This is a genomic window from Bacillus pumilus, assembly GCF_900186955.1.
Lineage (GTDB): Bacteria > Bacillota > Bacilli > Bacillales > Bacillaceae > Bacillus > Bacillus pumilus.
Window position 1 is genome coordinate 3207810 of record NZ_LT906438.1, and the last position, 15891, is coordinate 3223700.

The window sequence follows — 15891 nt, forward strand, 5'->3', positions numbered from 1 at the left end:
AGGACCCCGTTGTCAATATCATATTTAAAACGAATTGACAATAAATAAACCTATTTATTCCACAAATTGATGAATTTGATAAAAAGAGAGGCAGGCTGCTTACGAGTGAGCAGCCTGTGAAGAGGTGAAGGTTTTTTCTCGCAGGGCATGACGAAGTGTGTCAATGATACGATCCTGTTCAGCGTCTGTCATACTTGTTCCAGAGGGGAGACAAAGCCCTGTTTCAAATAACAATTCAGATACGGGAGTGCCTTTCGCCGCTGAATAAAAGGGACAATCACGAAAGAGCGGCTGCTCGTGCAGCGGCTTCCATACACGTCTTGCTTCAATCTGTTCTTCTTCTAGTGCAGCAATGATGTCCACTGGAGAGGTATTTTTATCGCGATCAATAGTCAATGTCGTCAGCCAGCGGTTGGACTTGGTGTCTTGATATTCAGGCATGAAATAAAGACCCTCTACTTTAGATAACGCCTCCTGATAACGCCTGAAAATGCGGCGCTTTTGTTCAACACGCTCGTCCAATATTTCCATCTGAGCAATCCCGACGCCTGCTAGCAGGTTGCTCATGCGATAGTTGTATCCTATCTCTTGATGCTCATAATGCATCGCGCGTTCTCTAGCCTGTGAAGCGAGAAAGCGGCAGCGTTCGATCGCAGCTTCATCATCACTCACAAGCATTCCGCCGCCTGATGTTGTAATGATTTTATTGCCATTAAACGAATAGACACCGAACCTGCCCATTGAGCCGCTTTTTTTTCCTTTATATAGAGAGCCTAACGATTCAGCCGCATCCTCAATGACTGGTACATCATATGCTTCACACAACGCCAGAATCTCGTCCATTTTTGCGCTTTGTCCATATAAATGCACGACAATGACAGCACGGGGTCTTTTTCCAAGTCGTTTTGATTCCACAAATGCCTTTTCTAAAGCAATCGGGCACATATTCCATGTATCCCTTTCAGAATCAATAAAAACGGGTGTCGCTTGTTCATATAAAATCGGATTTGCAGTTGCAACAAATGTGAGGGTGGAACAAAAGACAATGTCCCCTTTTTGAACGCCAATAAGCTTTAAGGCGAGGTGAATTGCTGCTGTTCCAGAAGATAAAGCCGCTCCTGCATCCACTCCTGCATAGCGCGCAACTGCCTGCTCAAATTCATTCACAAGAGGTCCAAGCGGTGCAATCCAGTTGCTCTTGAAGGCTTCCTCTATTTTCAAATACTCTTTTCCGCTCATATGCGGTGGTGATAAGTAAATTCGTTTTCTTTCTTGCATCATTTCCCACCCTCTCGCCGATCTTTGATTTCTATTGCAGGAATGCCTACAGCGACTTTCTGATCGTGTATATCTCTTGTTACTGCGGCTCCTGCGCCAATGATTGTCCAGCTTCCGATCGATGTCCCGGGTATCACAACAGCTCCTGCCCCAATATGGGTACCCATTCGTACAGACACACAGCCAGTTAACACTGCTCCTGGTGACAGATGGACAAACGATTCGAGTATACAGTCATGCTCTACGATAGATCCTGTGTTGATAATCGCATGTTCACCGATTGCTGCATCTGCTTGAACTACTGCCCTTGCCATCACGACAGTTCCCCTTCCAATGACTGCTGATGGACTTACGACCGCCTGTGGATGGATGAGTGTGGCAAATGCCGTGTTTTCAAAGGAGAGGCGTTCCTTTACTAACTGTCTGCTCTCATTTTGTCCGATCGCAATCAGCCATTTCATATGTGGCATTGTCTCTCTCAGCTGTTGACTCATGGAGATCGGTCCATACAAGATACTGCTTTGAGTCGTCGTCTCTTCAAATTGATCATCTAATACGGCACATAATGAGTAATCGGGATGGACAGCAATCATTTCTTGAATGACTTTGCTATGCCCGCCAGCCCCAATTAAACCAATCGGTTGCTCTTTACATATCAGTTCCTTTGAATTTTTCAGCTGTGGCATGATGCGGCTGCTGCACCCCCTCTGTTTTGATGACTTTCAGCAAGGTCATCCATAAAATTTTCATATCAAGCCAAAATGATTGATGCTCGACGTACCAGAGGTCATAGGTGAATTTCTCCTCCCAAGAGATCGTGTTCCTTCCATTCACCTGTGCCCATCCAGTAATGCCAGGCTTGACAAGATGGCGCCTTGCTTGCTCCTCTGTATACATCGGCAAATACTCCATCAGAAGCGGCCTTGGTCCAACGAGACTGAGCTCTCCTTTTAGGACATTGACTAGCTGCGGCAATTCATCAAGACTGAGCTTGCGAATCAAAGCGCCGGTTTTTGTTAATCGAAGATGATCTGGCAGGAGCGCCCCTTGCTCGTCACGTTCATCGGTCATCGTCCGAAATTTATATAGCATAAATGGCCGGCCATACAGACCAGGCCGCTTCTGCCGAAACAACACAGGCGTCCCAATTTTCCACCGAATCAGTCCATAAAGCAGAGGAAAAAGAAAACTGCCTGCGATGAGAAGCGTCAATGCCACCATCACATCTAACATTCTTTTCATCATGAAATCTCCTTATCTCACTAGCGGGAAACAGCTTGTTTTACCTTATGCACCAGCTGCTGCCGCTCTCGTTTTGTTCCTGCAAATTGATACAAGTAGCCCATATAAAGAAAGAAACATAGACCGCCAATACAAAACAGCTCCCACCAGGACGTCACGTCATAAATCGCTTGAATTCCTGCACAGACGCCCCAAATCATGAGCGCTCCTGCAAGTGGAACCATCGTATGTTTGTAAAAGATGGTGCGTTTCTGATTCGTGATGCGGGCCGTATAAAATGGCAGAAACACAATATTTTTGATCAATAAAACAATCGCTCCCGCTGATGCAATGCCGTATAAACCAAGCTGAAGCGTATGAGTCAATCCATAGGCAAAAAGTACATTGGATACACCTAATATGAGCGTGACCACCGCTGGAACCTTCAATCGATTAAAAGCGGTCGGCACATATGTCAGCGGTAAAAACATCAAGGTCAAGCATAAATAAGCAGCATGAATCATAAGAAGCCATTTCAGCTCTTCAAAGGCAGGTCCAAGCCATAAAAGCATGAGCGGACCGGCAAGTCCTCCTAGCAGAGCGGCCGGAAACGCGACAAATAATCCGCTCCACTTAATGGCACTGGCTGCATATTGAATGAGACCTTTTTCATCTTGATTCGAGTAAAATTTCGTAATCGTTGGGGCAAATACAACCGCCAATGTCCCTGCGAGTGTGCGTAATAATAATGGAAATTGTAGTATCGCCGCATACTGTCCCGTCGCTTCCGCTCCAATGAGCAGATTCGTCATCAATAAATCAATCTGTAAAAATAGCAAAATCCCCATTTGCTCAAAAGAATGCCAGACCCCTGATCGAACAAGTGTAAGACTAGAAGATAGTGAAACGTGCCGCCACTTAAACGAAAACCAAGGAATAAGCTTTTTAAAATAATAGATACCAATTCCCATAGCCGCCAAGCTTCCTATCACAGCCGCAAGTGGAATATGCCAGATGGCGGGTGCCGTCCATGTAAACAGCAGCACAATCATCATTGCCCTCAAAAACATTTGAATAGCCTGACCAATACTTGATACATATAACTTATTCGCATAAAACGGCGCAGCCCCAATGCCGGACATGACAAAATTGAGCATAAATAAAAGACCCCCTAATATAAAGGCGGTCTGTGTGTCTTTTGCGAGATAAATAGGCACATGAAGCCACTCTACCAGCTGGCGGGACATGAATAGACAAAACAGAAAAAGACTGATCGATAAAAAAATGGAACTGACGAAATAAGATGAGAGATAGCGCTGCGCCCTCTCCATTTCCCCTTTATGAGCCGCCACAGAAAAAAAGCGCACCACCACAGCACTTAATGACGCCGTAATAACCGATAAATAGTTGATCATATTTTGCGTCAGATGGATTAAGCCGAATGCTTCGACTCCAAGTGTATGAACGATGTACGGTGTTAAACAAACAGACATAAGCATCATCAAGACAAACGTCATGATGTTTGCACTGGCATTGTAAAGAAACGCTCGATTCATTTTGATTTCACGCAGCGTGTAAAAGCCTTCATCCAGCTTCCTCTCCCTTTTGTCCGCTCGTTTTCATCAGCTGATGAATCGCCTCTTTCACAGACGCCCCATTCGGATCTTTCAATAGCGTCAAAAACGGAAGATGAGCCACCCATTCATACCCTTCCATCACCTTATGATCAAACGACCTGAGGACAACACATGGTGTTTGCGTAATCGCACAAAAAATCATACCGTGAAGCCGGTCTGTCACGACGACCTGCGCCTTACTTAACTCTATCCATAAGGCAGATAATTCATCTAAGCGAGTCGTTCGATCCACTCGTTTGCCAATTGTCGTTGTGATCAAATCGACTTGATCATACGTCTCTTGAATTTGCTGCTTTAGCTGCCGCCGCTCCTTTTCGGTGAGGTACGCTTCCTTATCCTCTCGCAAACAAAGTAAAACCCCTTCACGTTTTTGTTCCTTGTTTGATTCATCTAATGTCAGCACCATATCAGGCTGTTTCCACACATCTTGATCAGGGAAGTGCTGCTTCATCCAAGTGTAGGTTGTTTGATCTCTTGCCATGAGAAGCAGCCTCGGATGGTGTTTGTATGTTTGAATGGCGCGGCGTTCCTCTCTTTTTCCTCTCTTTGTTTCTGTAAAATGGGCAGTGGCCGGCAGTTGAATCACCGGATAGGACTTGAAGGTTTTCATGATAAATTGTCTCGTCCATTCTTCATAACGGTATAAGTCCCCCATATTGCCCCCACCGATGATACAGACGATGTCTTCCGGGTGCCGCATACGCTTTAACGGACGGGCGAGGCGATAGATCTCTTTCATGTCCACTTCCATGATGTCATAGGCGGGAAAGTGCTCTTTTAAAAAACAATAACTCGCATAGGCAATCGCATGATCCCCTAAATTATCATGTCCTGGCAGCAGCGTGAGAATGATTTTCTTCTGATGACTCCGCTCTGGCAGGCTTTGGCGGCTCAGTCGATATTCAAGCGGATATTTAACCTTTAAGAGCAGCCACTCTGCGGCGTGCGCCTTCAATTGCTGCAATGTCAATCTCATCACCCCTATTTCCTTGTTTGATATTCGATCCATTTTTGATAGCTAGAAGCGGCGGCAGAAAGTGGATAGACCAGCCGGCACTTCGCAAGGAATAAAATCATTCGCTTCCGCGCGGTGAGCTTCGATGGTTCCACTTGTTTGACGGCATGCTGAAAAGCCTCGTGTGTCACCATTTCCCGCATATGATCAAGCTTTTCCCGAAGAGAGAGTGCATTTTGGCTCTTCCATTCGTTGAGCATACAATGAAGAGTGTGATTGACAATAAAAAAATCAAGTGCCTTCTCATACAGAGAGATGTCATCATATTCTGTCAAAAACAAGCGCTGTGCATGATAAAAGGTTAGTCCATGATGAAAATACTGCTTTTGATATCGCTGCACAATAGAAGATAGATGAACACGGTAGTAATAAAGAGGTTCATGAACAAAGGCAATGCTGCGTGATAAAGAAAAACAGCGCAGCGTCACATATTGATCTTCTATGTTCTCAAGTTCTCCCCGCAACGGAAATCGAATGTCGTGTTCTTCGATAAAGGCACGCCGATACAGCTTATTCCATGAGAACCCCGTCATGTCTCCGTGCAATAACGCTTCAATTAAAATCGTTTTTTCGGCCGACCGCTCGGCTAACAGCGTCGTTGGTATGGTTCGCTTTGACTGTTCAAATTGAATCCAGTACTCACTGATCACTAAATCTGCGCCGGTCATTTCAGCTTTTTCATGCAAGGCTTCGCAGTAATGAGGCGCGAGAATATCATCTGAATCAATAAAGGCAATATACGTGCCCTTTGCTTCTTCGATACCCCGGTTTCTCACAGCGCCTAACCCTTGATTGGTTTGATGAATGACCCGAAACCGCTGATCTTGTGCAGCAAATGCTTCAAGATATTCTCCGCTGTGATCTGTAGATCCATCATTCACGAGAATAACCTCTATATCTGAAAAACTTTGATCTGCAATTGATTGAAGGCATTGCTCCACATACTGACTCGTATTGTAGACTGCGACCAATAGACTGATAGCTGGCATTACAACATGCCCCACCTTTCTCAAAATCTACTTTGTAAATATCGTCCTGTACGGTAACACAGATGAATCGAACGGCATCAGCATGATGCTGTACAGAATATAGCAAACAGCAATCCCTACATAGATAAAAACATTAGACCGCTGATCAAAAATACGTGTGAAATACGGCAGTAAAATAAGCTGATACAAGCCAAAATAAATATGAAATCTTGCATAAATGACATCCTTGGTGGCAAGGATGCCAAACAAGAAACCGAGCAAACAAAAGTTCACAACGTAATCACTCTCAGGCGTCAGCTCACGAAGCCGTTTTCGATAAAAGAACGCAAGCAAAAGCGGCAAAATCAATACACCGATTTTTGTCACATTCATTCCATTTGTATTCGTTGTGAGCCATTCCTCGTAATGCCCATATGAACTGCCTTGCAGCATTACGACAAACACGGAAATAAAGCGGTCATAAAGAGCGGTTAACCCTAAGAAAATCATGCATAAGACCAGCATCATCCAAGACCACGATTTTGTTCTCACGATAAAATACACAGGAATCATGATGAGAGCCGATGAATGAAACAATGAACATACGAGGACGAGCGGAAAATACAATTTCCACTGACCATTGATCACAAGACGGATGGCATAAAAAAGAACCGCCGCCACCATATACTGACGCATGCCATTAAACGAAGCGTAATAATGAAAGGTGCCGAGAAAAAGCAGCATACTCAGCTCAAAGGGACGACCATATTGAATGAGCGTCTTGATGATAAAAAAATAAGTGATCGCCCCAACCGAGATATACATGATTTGCGGATCATGGGACAGTTGATTGAGCATCCATAAAATAAACGTAAATCCTGGGTCAGTGGCCGCCTTGTCCACACCAAATCCGAATATGTGCCAAGGCTTTTCATAATTGATGGAGAACTCATACATCTGTCCATATGTGACAAAATCGGTTCCTACTTTGTAACGAATACCAGCGACAATACAAAGAAACAAAAACGGAAATAACACGAGAATCTTGTTAGGCCGCCATCCGCTTTGAATGGTATCATCACGCCTGCCGTAAAATGCGGCAAAGCTCGACCATAAATAGACCATGATCATGTTCACCAAATATACCGCCATCTGCCATTCCTTCCTTACAGTCCATATCCTTTCAACACACGTGTGATGTTCTGTTTGACATCAAATCCTCTTTGTTCAAGCTGGTACGTAATGGTCTCTTGAAGAGGAGGCTCTGCATGATACGCTTCAAGCACCGCCTTCATCCATTCATGCGCGGAATCCCGGAGCGACATTCTTTTCACAAGACCGCAGCCTAAATCTACTTCCTCTGTAATATGATCTGAAATCACACAAGGCAATCCAGATGCCTGTGCTTCCACTAAAACAAGCGGAAGGCCTTCAAACAAGGAAGGCATCACAAATACATCAAATGCTTTCATATAGTCTGGAACGTCCGATACAACGCCTGTAAAGACAATGTTGTCTAACAAACCGGCCTTTTCCGTATATGATTCAACCACCTGCCTCAGCGGTCCATCCCCTACAAGGACGAGCTGAAATGAGACCCCCTGCTTCTTTAAGGTCTGTGCCAGTTCCATAAAAAAAACGTGATTTTTTTGTTCATGAAAACGGCCAATATGACCTATCACCATACTCTTTTCCTGAAGACCCAGCTGCTTTTTGATCTTCACCTTTTCTTCTGGATCAGGCTGAAAGAAAAGGGATAAATCAATCCCATTCGGCAGCACCTCAACCTGTCTATTCTTCATTTTTTTCTGCCCAAATAAAAAGGAGCCGGCATCCTCACCGCATGCAACAAGCTTTGTAGAAAATGCAAAAATCAGCCGGCGAAACCCTTTGAGCATCAAATGGTCTACCCAATTTGGCGACTGTTTCCAAGCTGTATTATGCGAATGACAAATCCGCACCTTTACACCCGCCAGTTTCGCAGCAAGAGCAGAGAAGCCTGTTTGAAAATCTGTATGTGCATGCACTGCTTGATACGGTCCTGTTCGTTTGATCGTCTTTGTCAATGTTCTGACAAATACCAAAGGAGAGGACGCTCCAATACTCGGGACGTAAAAGATACGTCCTCCGAGCCTCTGAATTTCCTCATCATAATCACAGACATCCTTCCGGTGGGTAATAAAGTCAAATTGGAGGACATTTCTATCGAGTGCACGATAGATGTTCATGATCATCGTTTCAGCTCCGCCGCGGTTCATCCCGCCCACAATATGAAGTACACGCTTTGGCTCACTCATCCCGAATCGTCCTCCTTTTCAACAAAGACGCCTCCAGCTTCCGCTGGTGATAAAATTTCATGATCTTCGGTGATAAACAGGCGCGGATCACCGGCTTTAGCGCAAACAAATAATGAACCGGCGGCAATTTTAATAACCAGCATGCTTTTAAAACGAGCCAAGCATTATCTATCGAATATTGAAACCTACGACGCTGAAAAGCCGCTTCATCCTCTCTCACAAGGTATAACGGCTCTTGTAAATTAAAGCCTTTTCTCCCCGTAGCAAAAAAACGGATCCACAGATCAATATCTTCCATCCGCCTCGTTGTTTTCACAGAGCGATATCCATTTAAAGCCTTGTACGCAGCAGCCCTCATCATAATGGTTCCATGACAAAAAGGCGTCCCTCTTGCCAGCACTTTTCGATCAGGCTCTGAAATCAGTGCACGTACCCCTTTTGTACCCGATTCATCAAACACCGTCATCGCCGTCCCGACCACATCATATTCAGGATGTGATTCAAGGAAATGCACCTGTTTTTCTAAACGATCAAGTACTGATATATCGTCGCCATCCTGCCTTGCAATCAAGTCTCCCCTCGCTTCAGCTAGACAGCGATTCAGACTGGCAGCGAGCCTTTGATTATGCTCATTGCGGATAAGGCGAATTCTTTCAGGTTCTCGTTTTGTATAGGACAGCACTTTTTCATAGGTGCCGTCTGTTGATGCGTCATCACATATGATGAACTCCCAATTATCATATGTTTGATGAAGAATGGATTCAATACTTTCTTCTACTGTGTCTTGGCAATTGTAGACGCCCATGATGATAGACACCTTTGGCTTATGCATGCTCACATCACCTTCTCTGCTTGATCCATATAAGTTGTATAAATTTCTTCCATAGCACTCACCGTCTGCTCCTGTGCAAATGCATGGGCTAAGGAGCGCCCCGCTTTTCCCATGAGGGGCAGCTGATCTCTTCTGTGATAAAGCTGGTGCAAATATTCAGCCAAATCATTCACATCATGCGGTTTGACTAAAAAACCATTCACACCATGTCTGATCAACTCACAGTGTCCTCTATTCTCTGTTGCAATGACCGGCTTTTCCGCAGACATCGCTTCAAGCAGATTCATGCCGAGCCCTTCTCTCAAACTAGTCGACACACATACATCACTCAAATGCATCCATTCCTCAATTTGTTTGCAAAAACCAGCAAAGTGGACATGCTTTTCAAGATGGAGCTCGTGAACCAGCTTTTCATACATCGGCCTCATTGCCCCTTCACCGGCAAACACGATCTTCACATTTGGTATTTTCCTATATAGCTGGGCACATGCTTTGATGAGCATCCCTTGGTTTTTATTCGCATTTAATTCGCCAGCGCACAGCACAATAAAATCTTCTGAAGAAAAGCCATGGACTGCACGAAGACGCTGCTTCTCTTTTGCAGTAACTGGTGCAAATCGTTTCATATCCACACCCATACCAGGAACATAGTAGACAGATGCCCGCTCTTTTGATAGACGATCTGCTCTTTTAAAATCCTCTCCATTAATGGTGATCAGAGCGTCTGTATGGCGGGCGAGCCATCGCTCAATCGGATAATAGAGCAGCCAGTTTTGAAGCGGTGCTCCTTGCCAAAAGTGAAAACCATGTGCTGTGTAAAGAACCTTCGTCCCTTTTTTGCGCGTGCTTTTGGCTGCTAGTCTGCCAATCACACTTCCCATTGGTGTGTGGCAATGGATAAAGTCGTAGTGCTCTTTCGCTAACAGCTTCTTCAGCTCCACATACGCAAACCGGTTGTGCACATGAAAAGGAGATCGCTGAATCGGAATCGAGTGCGCTTGATCCACATAGGGAAGCTCCAGCTGACCATTTGCCGCTGTATGCACTTCCCATCCTTGTTCCTGAAACCACCGGAAATACGGAAGGTGAAATGCCTTAAAATGATAGTCAACCGTTGCGCAAAACAAGACTTTTTTCTTCATCAGCAAGCGCTTCCCCCTCTCTTTTCATCTGTTCAGACAACAAATCATCCGATTCGATGGCAGCAAACAATGCTTCTCTCATTTGCTCTTCACTCATCATGTCAAATTCATGGATAAAGCGGTTCAGCACATATGGGTCTCCATCCAGCGCATGGCCGATATGAATTTTCGGGAAAATTTGTTCCTGTGCTTTTTCATGCTGGTTGAGTAGTTCCTCATACATTTTCTCCCCAGGGCGAATGCCTGTGAACGTAATCGGAATCTGGTCTGTGGTGTAGCCTGAGAGGTGAATGAGGTTTTCTGCGAGGTCAACAATTTTCACTGGCTCCCCCATATCTAATACGAAAATCTGTCTTCCTTCTGCCAAGGCACCCGCCTGAATGACAAGTCTCGATGCCTCTGGAATGGTCATAAAATATCTTGTCATGGCTGGGTGTGTGACCGTGACCGGCCCGCCTTGTTCAATCTGTTTCTTAAAAATTGGAATGACGCTTCCCCTGCTTCCGAGTACATTTCCAAACCGAACCGCGACAAATTTTGTGTCACTGCTTGCCCCCATTTGCATGATCAGCATTTCAGCAAATCGCTTTGTGGCGCCCATCACATTGGCAGGATTGACCGCTTTATCAGAGGAAATGAGGACGAATGTTTCAATGCCATGCTCATGTGCAGCTTCTGCGACATTTTTTGTCCCGATAATATTGTTTTTTACTGCTTCTTTTGGACTGATCTCCATGAGCGGGACGTGCTTATGTGCCGCAGCATGATAAATCATATCCGGCTGAAATTGACCAACGATTTCACTCATTTTCTGTTTATCTTGGATATCCGCAATTTGCGGATAGAGACTGATGGTGTCCCCATACATTTCTTTCAGCTCTAGTAAAATAGAATGAATGCTAAATTCTCCATGTCCCACAAGCACAATCGCTTGAGGAGCAAACACACAAATTTGACGACAGATTTCTGACCCAATCGATCCGCCTGCCCCTGTGACCATGATGGTTTTCCCCTTTAAATGGACAGATAGACGGCTCGAATCTAATTGAATCGGTTCTCTACCTAATAAATCCTCTGGCTGTACATCTCGTAATTGATTCAGCGCATGGGTTCCTTTTAAAATCTGCTCCATCTCCGGCATGATCTGCGTTTTAACCCCAGTCGCTACGCATTCCTTATACAGCCCTTTTAACGTATGGCTGCTTTTGGACGGAATGGCGATGATGATCTTTTGAATATCCATCATCACAACAGCTGTTTGAATCTGTTCTTTTCCCCCTAGAACAGGCAGTCCCATGATTTCAAGCCTATGCTTCGTCTTGTCATCATCTATGAAGGCGACTGGCTCAATATGTACATCACTCGATTGCTGAAGCTGACGAACGATGATCGTCCCAGCTGATCCGGCGCCAATGATTAAGGCCCGCTCCTTTTCTACCTGCAGCCGCTTTGCCCCATCATGTAATAGCCGGGACGCCATTCGAGATGCACCGATGAATAATACGTGAAAAAGCCACACGATGAATAAAAAACGGAAGGGCCATGTCTGCACGAAAAGGTACAGCATTGCCATTGAAAATAAAAAAGAACATACAAAGGTCTTCATTAAAGAAAATAGCTCTCTTACCCCTGTATAAGCCCATACTTGCTTGTACACGTGAAAAATATACGAAAACAAATGGTGCCCAATGAGTAGACTGAGCGAAGAAATGACGAGCATTTCAAATGTATAAACAGTTAACGCCGCTTCTTGGACAAATTGAAAACCAAAAAAGACAGCCACTAAGATGAGATATGAATCTAGTGCCACGATGATTGATAATCTTTGGGCGTAAGTCAACGCTCCTCCCCCTTTTTAAAACATCACTATTCTTACGTAAAATGGGCATCAAACCCGTCCTCACATCCCACTATTGATGACGAGCATCTAAGGCATTGGTCATGCCCACAGCAGGATCGAGTGCCTCCATTGTTAAAGATTAGGAGACATCACCTATCAATCTTGTTAATACATATACAGCCTTCCCTTTTTCTCTTTCTTGCCATTTAGCATAGCCCCAAGCAGTTTACCTGTTGTCCCGTCTAACACTTCTTTTGATTTCTTGACCGCAGCTATCTTGGTTTTGCCGCTTAAGACAACAAGAATGCTTCCATCTGTCCGGTTCGCCAGGATCTTTGCATCGGCTACTGGCAGAAGCGGCGCAGAATCAACAATCACCATGTCATATTGCTGTTCAATTTCATAAAACAGCTGCTTCATGACAGATGAGGAGAGCAGCTCAGCTGGATTCGGCGGAATGGTTCCGCTCGGAAGCAGCTCTAAATGTTCAATAGGTGTGGGTAAAATAGCTTCCTCCAAGCTGCAATTATTTAATAGCACATTGGTCAAGCCCGTGTGATGACTCAGGTCAAAATATTCATGAACAGCCGGCTTTCTCAAATCAGCATCCATTAGCAGCACCCGCTTTTTCTGCTGTGCAAAAACAGCTGCTAGATTTGCAGCCGTAAATGATTTCCCTTCCTTCGGCAAGGAGGATGTCACCAATATGGATTTCAGCCTTGTTTGGATTGATGTGAATTCGATGTTCGTTCGGATCGTACGAAATTGTTCTGCTATGACAGAGTGAGGATCTAATACAGAAATACAGGATAAATCTCTCTTTTCTCTTTTCTTTCTCTTAAAGATCAATGTTCTGTCCTCCCGTTATGACGGACTGCTTGTCTTTTTTTGCCCTCCTGTCTGCCTGCATCTGATAGACGCTGCCGAGCGACGGCAATCCGATCTCTTCTCTTATTTGATGCGTTCGTTTTACAGTATCATCGAGTAGGTTCATTAAGAAAATGAGTGTTACCCCCCCTAATAAAGAGGCGCCTAGTGCCAGTACGATATGAACGAATTTTCTTGAATTCATGAGAATCGTATTGGACAGCTTGGCTTCAGACAAAACATTAATGCGATCCATATTCATGGTTTTTTTGATTTCTTCTTGCAGCACCTCTGTTGCAGTATTCGCGATGGCAACTGCCTTTGCGCGATCCTCATCTTGCACAGAAATATTGATGACCTCAGACTCATTTTCTGTACTTGTGGCAATTTTGTGTTTTAATCCTTCAGCTGATTCTGTGAGATTGAGTGTTTCTTTTACTTTTTCAATAACGATCGGACTTTTTAATAAAACTTGAAAGGTACGTGTATATTGAAGGTTCATCTGAATATCGTTTAAGTTCGCTTGTGCGTCATTGCTGCGTTTATGAACAAGAATTTGAGTGGTTGCCTGATATACAGGAGTCGAGACATAGAACTGATAGTAGGCTGAAATGCCCGTTACGATCAGGACAATCAGGATCAGAAGGGCCATTTTCTCTTTAATGACAGAAAACAGCTGCTTAAAACCTATATTCTCATTCATAGATACCTCCCGATTTCATCATAAAAAGGTTATATATGGTTTCTTTTTGTTAATGATTGGATTATAAAAGATAATACCCGCAAAGAAAAATGTCATAATAGGTCTTATAGTTCTTTTTAAAGAACGAAATCGTTCGTTTTCTTTTGTTTACTTCCTGATTCTTACGTTTTTGAATTTTATAAAGAACAATTTATTTCTTATAATGAACAAAAAGGTCGCAGTACGATTCGCCAGGGAGAAGGGAGATCATTAATCGAATGATAGGAAAGGTGATACGCATTTACCGAAAGAGGAAAGGATACTCCATTCAGCAGCTGGCTGAAGATGCCCATGTTTCTAAATCGTATTTGAGTAAAATTGAGCGTGGTGTCCACAAAAATCCATCTGTCCAGTTTTTAAAAAAGGTATCCTCTTCGCTAGAGATTGATTTACAAGAGCTATTTGATGCAGAGACGTTGATGTTTCATGACTCTGAGAGTGGTGAACACGAATGGCGGGAGCATATCGTCAATGCCGTCCAATCCGGCATGCCAAAAGAAGAACTCTATCAGCTGCTCCAAACGTACCAAAAGGAGCAGGAAGAAAAGACGTTACATGTCACTCATAGAAAGTTGACGGATTCGAATATAACAGAGTGGAAGCGTCTGATGAGTGAGGCGAAAGCTATCGGCTTAAGCATTGAGGAAGTAAAAGCATTCCTCGCCAACATGGGAGAACGACGGGCGTAAGCCTTTCAGGAAGAGTCAAATTGCGGGGAGAGGCGTTTGACGCTTCGCTGAAAAAGAGCCTTTTATCATGAAAAGGCTCTTTTTCCTCTTATTCTGCTTTTTTTGTTCGTGCTTTTTTCGTTATATCATTGTTTTTCCAATAGGCCCAGAGAGATGTAATTCCAAGAAAGACTAACGTGATGAATTGCTGAATACCTTCTTCATCAATAGGAATTGGGCTTTTTCCCGCAGCGGTTAGCGCACTGTTGACAAGTGCGAGCAAAAGCAGCACAAGCCTTGCGATTGTACCTGCACTAATTTTTTGAACTTCCAACTGTAACCCCTCCCTTTCTTCCCCTTCACGGGCGGTAAGGCTCGTTCTCTCTCATATGTATGCAAAAACCGAAAGAATAGAAGACCGGATCAAAAAAAGAGACATCATGCCTATATAAGGAATGATGCCTGATTTCATCTTATTTTGATGTAGAAAACATCTCTTTCGCTTCATCCAATGCCATTTTATTGCCTAGTGCTGAGTAATCGAGCCATGGCTGATCGGCAATCGGATAGACTTGATTGTTCTTCACAGCTTTTAGACCCTTCCAAATCGGCGTCTTTTCTAATTGCTTGAATGCCTGCTGCGCTTTATCGTCACGGTTCACGACGACAAAGATAGCATCTGCATCATAGTCAGGAAGAACCTCTTGAGAAATCACTTCAAATGGCCGTTTGCTGTCCAGTTTCTTCACCCCATCGACAGGTGTGAGGCCTAAATCCTCGTACAAAATTGGACCCATTGGGCGCTTCATGCTAAATACTCGAAGCTCCTTTGCCGTCACACGGATCGCCATCACTTTTCCGTTTCCAATCTTTTGTTTGATGAGCGATTTGACTTCTTTTGCTTCTTGATTGTAATCCTGAATATATTGATCGGCTTCTTTCTCTTTATTGACAAGCTTGCCGATTTTTTTCAAATGATCACGCCAAGTGCCGTTATTTAAATCAAACACTTCCGTTTTGGCGATTTTCTTATATTTCGATAAATCTTGTCCAGCTAGTTCTTCATCAACGTAAATAACATCTGGTTGTAATGCAAGCAGCGACTCCATATCAGGATCGGCTGCGATACCAAGCTTCTTCGTACCACTCAGCTGCTTCTTCGCATGTGGAAGGAAATCTTTTAAATCCCCTCCTACAACAGAGCCTGCTGGCTTGATACCGAGTGCTAATAAGTCATTCGTTAAATGAATAGACAAGGAAGCAATTTTCGGTGTTCCATGATCGTTTTGAGTTGTTGTATTCTTTTTTTCCTGTTGACCACAAGCGGCAAGCAAGATAAAACAGAGCGTTAAACCAAGCACAAGTAATTTTTTCATGATGAGTT

General features: G+C 44.0%; 16 protein-coding genes. 1 reads left to right on the top strand and 15 read right to left on the bottom strand.

Annotated elements, in window-relative coordinates:
* Nucleotides 1-99: 99 nt before the first annotated feature.
* The 13 genes from CKW02_RS16840 to CKW02_RS16900 all read right to left on the bottom strand — a co-directional run bounded on the left by CKW02_RS16840 (nucleotide 100) and on the right by CKW02_RS16900 (nucleotide 13800).
* The gene (locus CKW02_RS16840; RefSeq protein WP_003213516.1) at nucleotides 100-1278 is read right to left on the bottom strand and encodes a DegT/DnrJ/EryC1/StrS family aminotransferase; all 1179 of its coding nucleotides are present in this window, start codon (nucleotides 1276-1278) and stop codon (nucleotides 100-102) included.
* Complete coding sequence (locus tag CKW02_RS16845; RefSeq protein ID WP_050782669.1) at nucleotides 1278-1964, bottom strand: acetyltransferase; 687 nt, start codon at nucleotides 1962-1964, stop codon at nucleotides 1278-1280. The genes CKW02_RS16840 and CKW02_RS16845 overlap by 1 nt, the downstream gene beginning before the upstream one ends.
* Entirely contained in the window at nucleotides 1927-2520 is a 594-nt protein-coding gene (locus CKW02_RS16850; RefSeq protein WP_080550302.1) for a sugar transferase, read from the bottom strand. Before CKW02_RS16850 ends, CKW02_RS16845 begins: the two co-directional genes overlap by 38 nt.
* Before the next feature lie 20 nt (nucleotides 2521-2540).
* On the bottom strand, nucleotides 2541-4055 hold the full coding sequence (locus CKW02_RS16855; RefSeq protein ID WP_003212858.1) for an MATE family efflux transporter: 1515 nt from the start codon (nucleotides 4053-4055) through the stop codon (nucleotides 2541-2543).
* Nucleotides 4056-4083: 28 nt separating this feature from the next.
* Nucleotides 4084-5112, bottom strand: coding sequence for a polysaccharide pyruvyl transferase family protein (locus CKW02_RS16860; RefSeq protein ID WP_050782670.1), 1029 nt, complete (start codon nucleotides 5110-5112; stop codon nucleotides 4084-4086).
* Nucleotides 5113-5117: 5 nt separating this feature from the next.
* Nucleotides 5118-6140: a glycosyltransferase family 2 protein gene (locus tag CKW02_RS16865; protein WP_003212646.1), complete on the bottom strand. Its 1023-nt coding sequence runs from the start codon at nucleotides 6138-6140 to the stop codon at nucleotides 5118-5120.
* Between the two features lie 27 nt (nucleotides 6141-6167).
* On the bottom strand, nucleotides 6168-7271 hold the full coding sequence (locus CKW02_RS16870; RefSeq protein ID WP_003213102.1) for an EpsG family protein: 1104 nt from the start codon (nucleotides 7269-7271) through the stop codon (nucleotides 6168-6170).
* Between the two features lie 14 nt (nucleotides 7272-7285).
* A complete protein-coding gene (locus tag CKW02_RS16875; protein ID WP_095117889.1) occupies nucleotides 7286-8416 on the bottom strand; it encodes a glycosyltransferase family 1 protein in 1131 nt (376 codons plus the stop codon).
* Complete coding sequence (locus tag CKW02_RS16880; RefSeq protein ID WP_003213036.1) at nucleotides 8409-9248, bottom strand: glycosyltransferase EpsE; 840 nt, start codon at nucleotides 9246-9248, stop codon at nucleotides 8409-8411. Before CKW02_RS16880 ends, CKW02_RS16875 begins: the two co-directional genes overlap by 8 nt.
* Before the next feature lie 2 nt (nucleotides 9249-9250).
* Nucleotides 9251-10390: a glycosyltransferase family 4 protein gene (locus tag CKW02_RS16885; protein ID WP_003212708.1), complete on the bottom strand. Its 1140-nt coding sequence runs from the start codon at nucleotides 10388-10390 to the stop codon at nucleotides 9251-9253.
* Nucleotides 10356-12230 (bottom strand): polysaccharide biosynthesis protein, encoded by a 1875-nt coding sequence (locus CKW02_RS16890; RefSeq protein WP_003212834.1) that lies wholly within the window; start codon nucleotides 12228-12230, stop codon nucleotides 10356-10358. Before CKW02_RS16890 ends, CKW02_RS16885 begins: the two co-directional genes overlap by 35 nt.
* Nucleotides 12231-12395: 165 nt before the next feature.
* Nucleotides 12396-13079 carry a CpsD/CapB family tyrosine-protein kinase gene (locus tag CKW02_RS16895; RefSeq protein WP_003212774.1) on the bottom strand — a complete coding sequence of 228 codons (684 nt, stop codon included), beginning with the start codon at nucleotides 13077-13079 and terminating at the stop codon, nucleotides 12396-12398.
* Nucleotides 13069-13800 (bottom strand): YveK family protein, encoded by a 732-nt coding sequence (locus CKW02_RS16900; RefSeq protein WP_003213148.1) that lies wholly within the window; start codon nucleotides 13798-13800, stop codon nucleotides 13069-13071. The genes CKW02_RS16895 and CKW02_RS16900 overlap by 11 nt, the downstream gene beginning before the upstream one ends.
* 257 nt (nucleotides 13801-14057) lie before the next feature.
* On the opposite strand from CKW02_RS16900, the gene slrR reads away from it, so the two are divergent.
* Nucleotides 14058-14528, top strand: coding sequence for an HTH-type transcriptional regulator SlrR (gene slrR, locus CKW02_RS16905; RefSeq protein ID WP_003212780.1), 471 nt, complete (start codon nucleotides 14058-14060; stop codon nucleotides 14526-14528).
* Nucleotides 14529-14616: 88 nt separating this feature from the next.
* Here the strand turns inward: slrR and CKW02_RS16910 are convergent, their stop codons facing one another.
* Both CKW02_RS16910 and CKW02_RS16915 read right to left on the bottom strand, forming a co-directional pair.
* Nucleotides 14617-14841 carry a phage holin gene (locus tag CKW02_RS16910; RefSeq protein WP_003212682.1) on the bottom strand — a complete coding sequence of 75 codons (225 nt, stop codon included), beginning with the start codon at nucleotides 14839-14841 and terminating at the stop codon, nucleotides 14617-14619.
* Between the two features lie 139 nt (nucleotides 14842-14980).
* Nucleotides 14981-15886, bottom strand: a complete 906-nt coding sequence (locus tag CKW02_RS16915; protein ID WP_034620137.1) for an iron-hydroxamate ABC transporter substrate-binding protein — start codon at nucleotides 15884-15886, stop codon at nucleotides 14981-14983.
* Nucleotides 15887-15891 lie beyond the last annotated feature (5 nt).

What these genes read in the sequence shown, in the direction of transcription:
- CKW02_RS16840 (WP_003213516.1), bottom strand. Translation starts at nt 1,278, where the DNA reads ATGCAAGAAAGAAAACGAATTTACTTATCACCACCGCATATGAGCGGA.
- CKW02_RS16870 (WP_003213102.1), bottom strand. Translation starts at nt 7,271, where the DNA reads ATGGCGGTATATTTGGTGAACATGATCATGGTCTATTTATGGTCGAGC.
- CKW02_RS16845 (WP_050782669.1), bottom strand. Translation starts at nt 1,964, where the DNA reads ATGCCACAGCTGAAAAATTCAAAGGAACTGATATGTAAAGAGCAACCG.
- CKW02_RS16865 (WP_003212646.1), bottom strand. Translation starts at nt 6,140, where the DNA reads ATGCCAGCTATCAGTCTATTGGTCGCAGTCTACAATACGAGTCAGTAT.
- CKW02_RS16880 (WP_003213036.1), bottom strand. Translation starts at nt 9,248, where the DNA reads ATGCATAAGCCAAAGGTGTCTATCATCATGGGCGTCTACAATTGCCAA.
- CKW02_RS16900 (WP_003213148.1), bottom strand. Translation starts at nt 13,800, where the DNA reads ATGAATGAGAATATAGGTTTTAAGCAGCTGTTTTCTGTCATTAAAGAG.
- CKW02_RS16860 (WP_050782670.1), bottom strand. Translation starts at nt 5,112, where the DNA reads ATGAGATTGACATTGCAGCAATTGAAGGCGCACGCCGCAGAGTGGCTG.
- CKW02_RS16855 (WP_003212858.1), bottom strand. Translation starts at nt 4,055, where the DNA reads ATGAATCGAGCGTTTCTTTACAATGCCAGTGCAAACATCATGACGTTT.
- CKW02_RS16875 (WP_095117889.1), bottom strand. Translation starts at nt 8,416, where the DNA reads ATGAGTGAGCCAAAGCGTGTACTTCATATTGTGGGCGGGATGAACCGC.
- slrR (WP_003212780.1), top strand. Translation starts at nt 14,058, where the DNA reads ATGATAGGAAAGGTGATACGCATTTACCGAAAGAGGAAAGGATACTCC.
- CKW02_RS16885 (WP_003212708.1), bottom strand. Translation starts at nt 10,390, where the DNA reads ATGAAGAAAAAAGTCTTGTTTTGCGCAACGGTTGACTATCATTTTAAG.
- CKW02_RS16850 (WP_080550302.1), bottom strand. Translation starts at nt 2,520, where the DNA reads ATGAAAAGAATGTTAGATGTGATGGTGGCATTGACGCTTCTCATCGCA.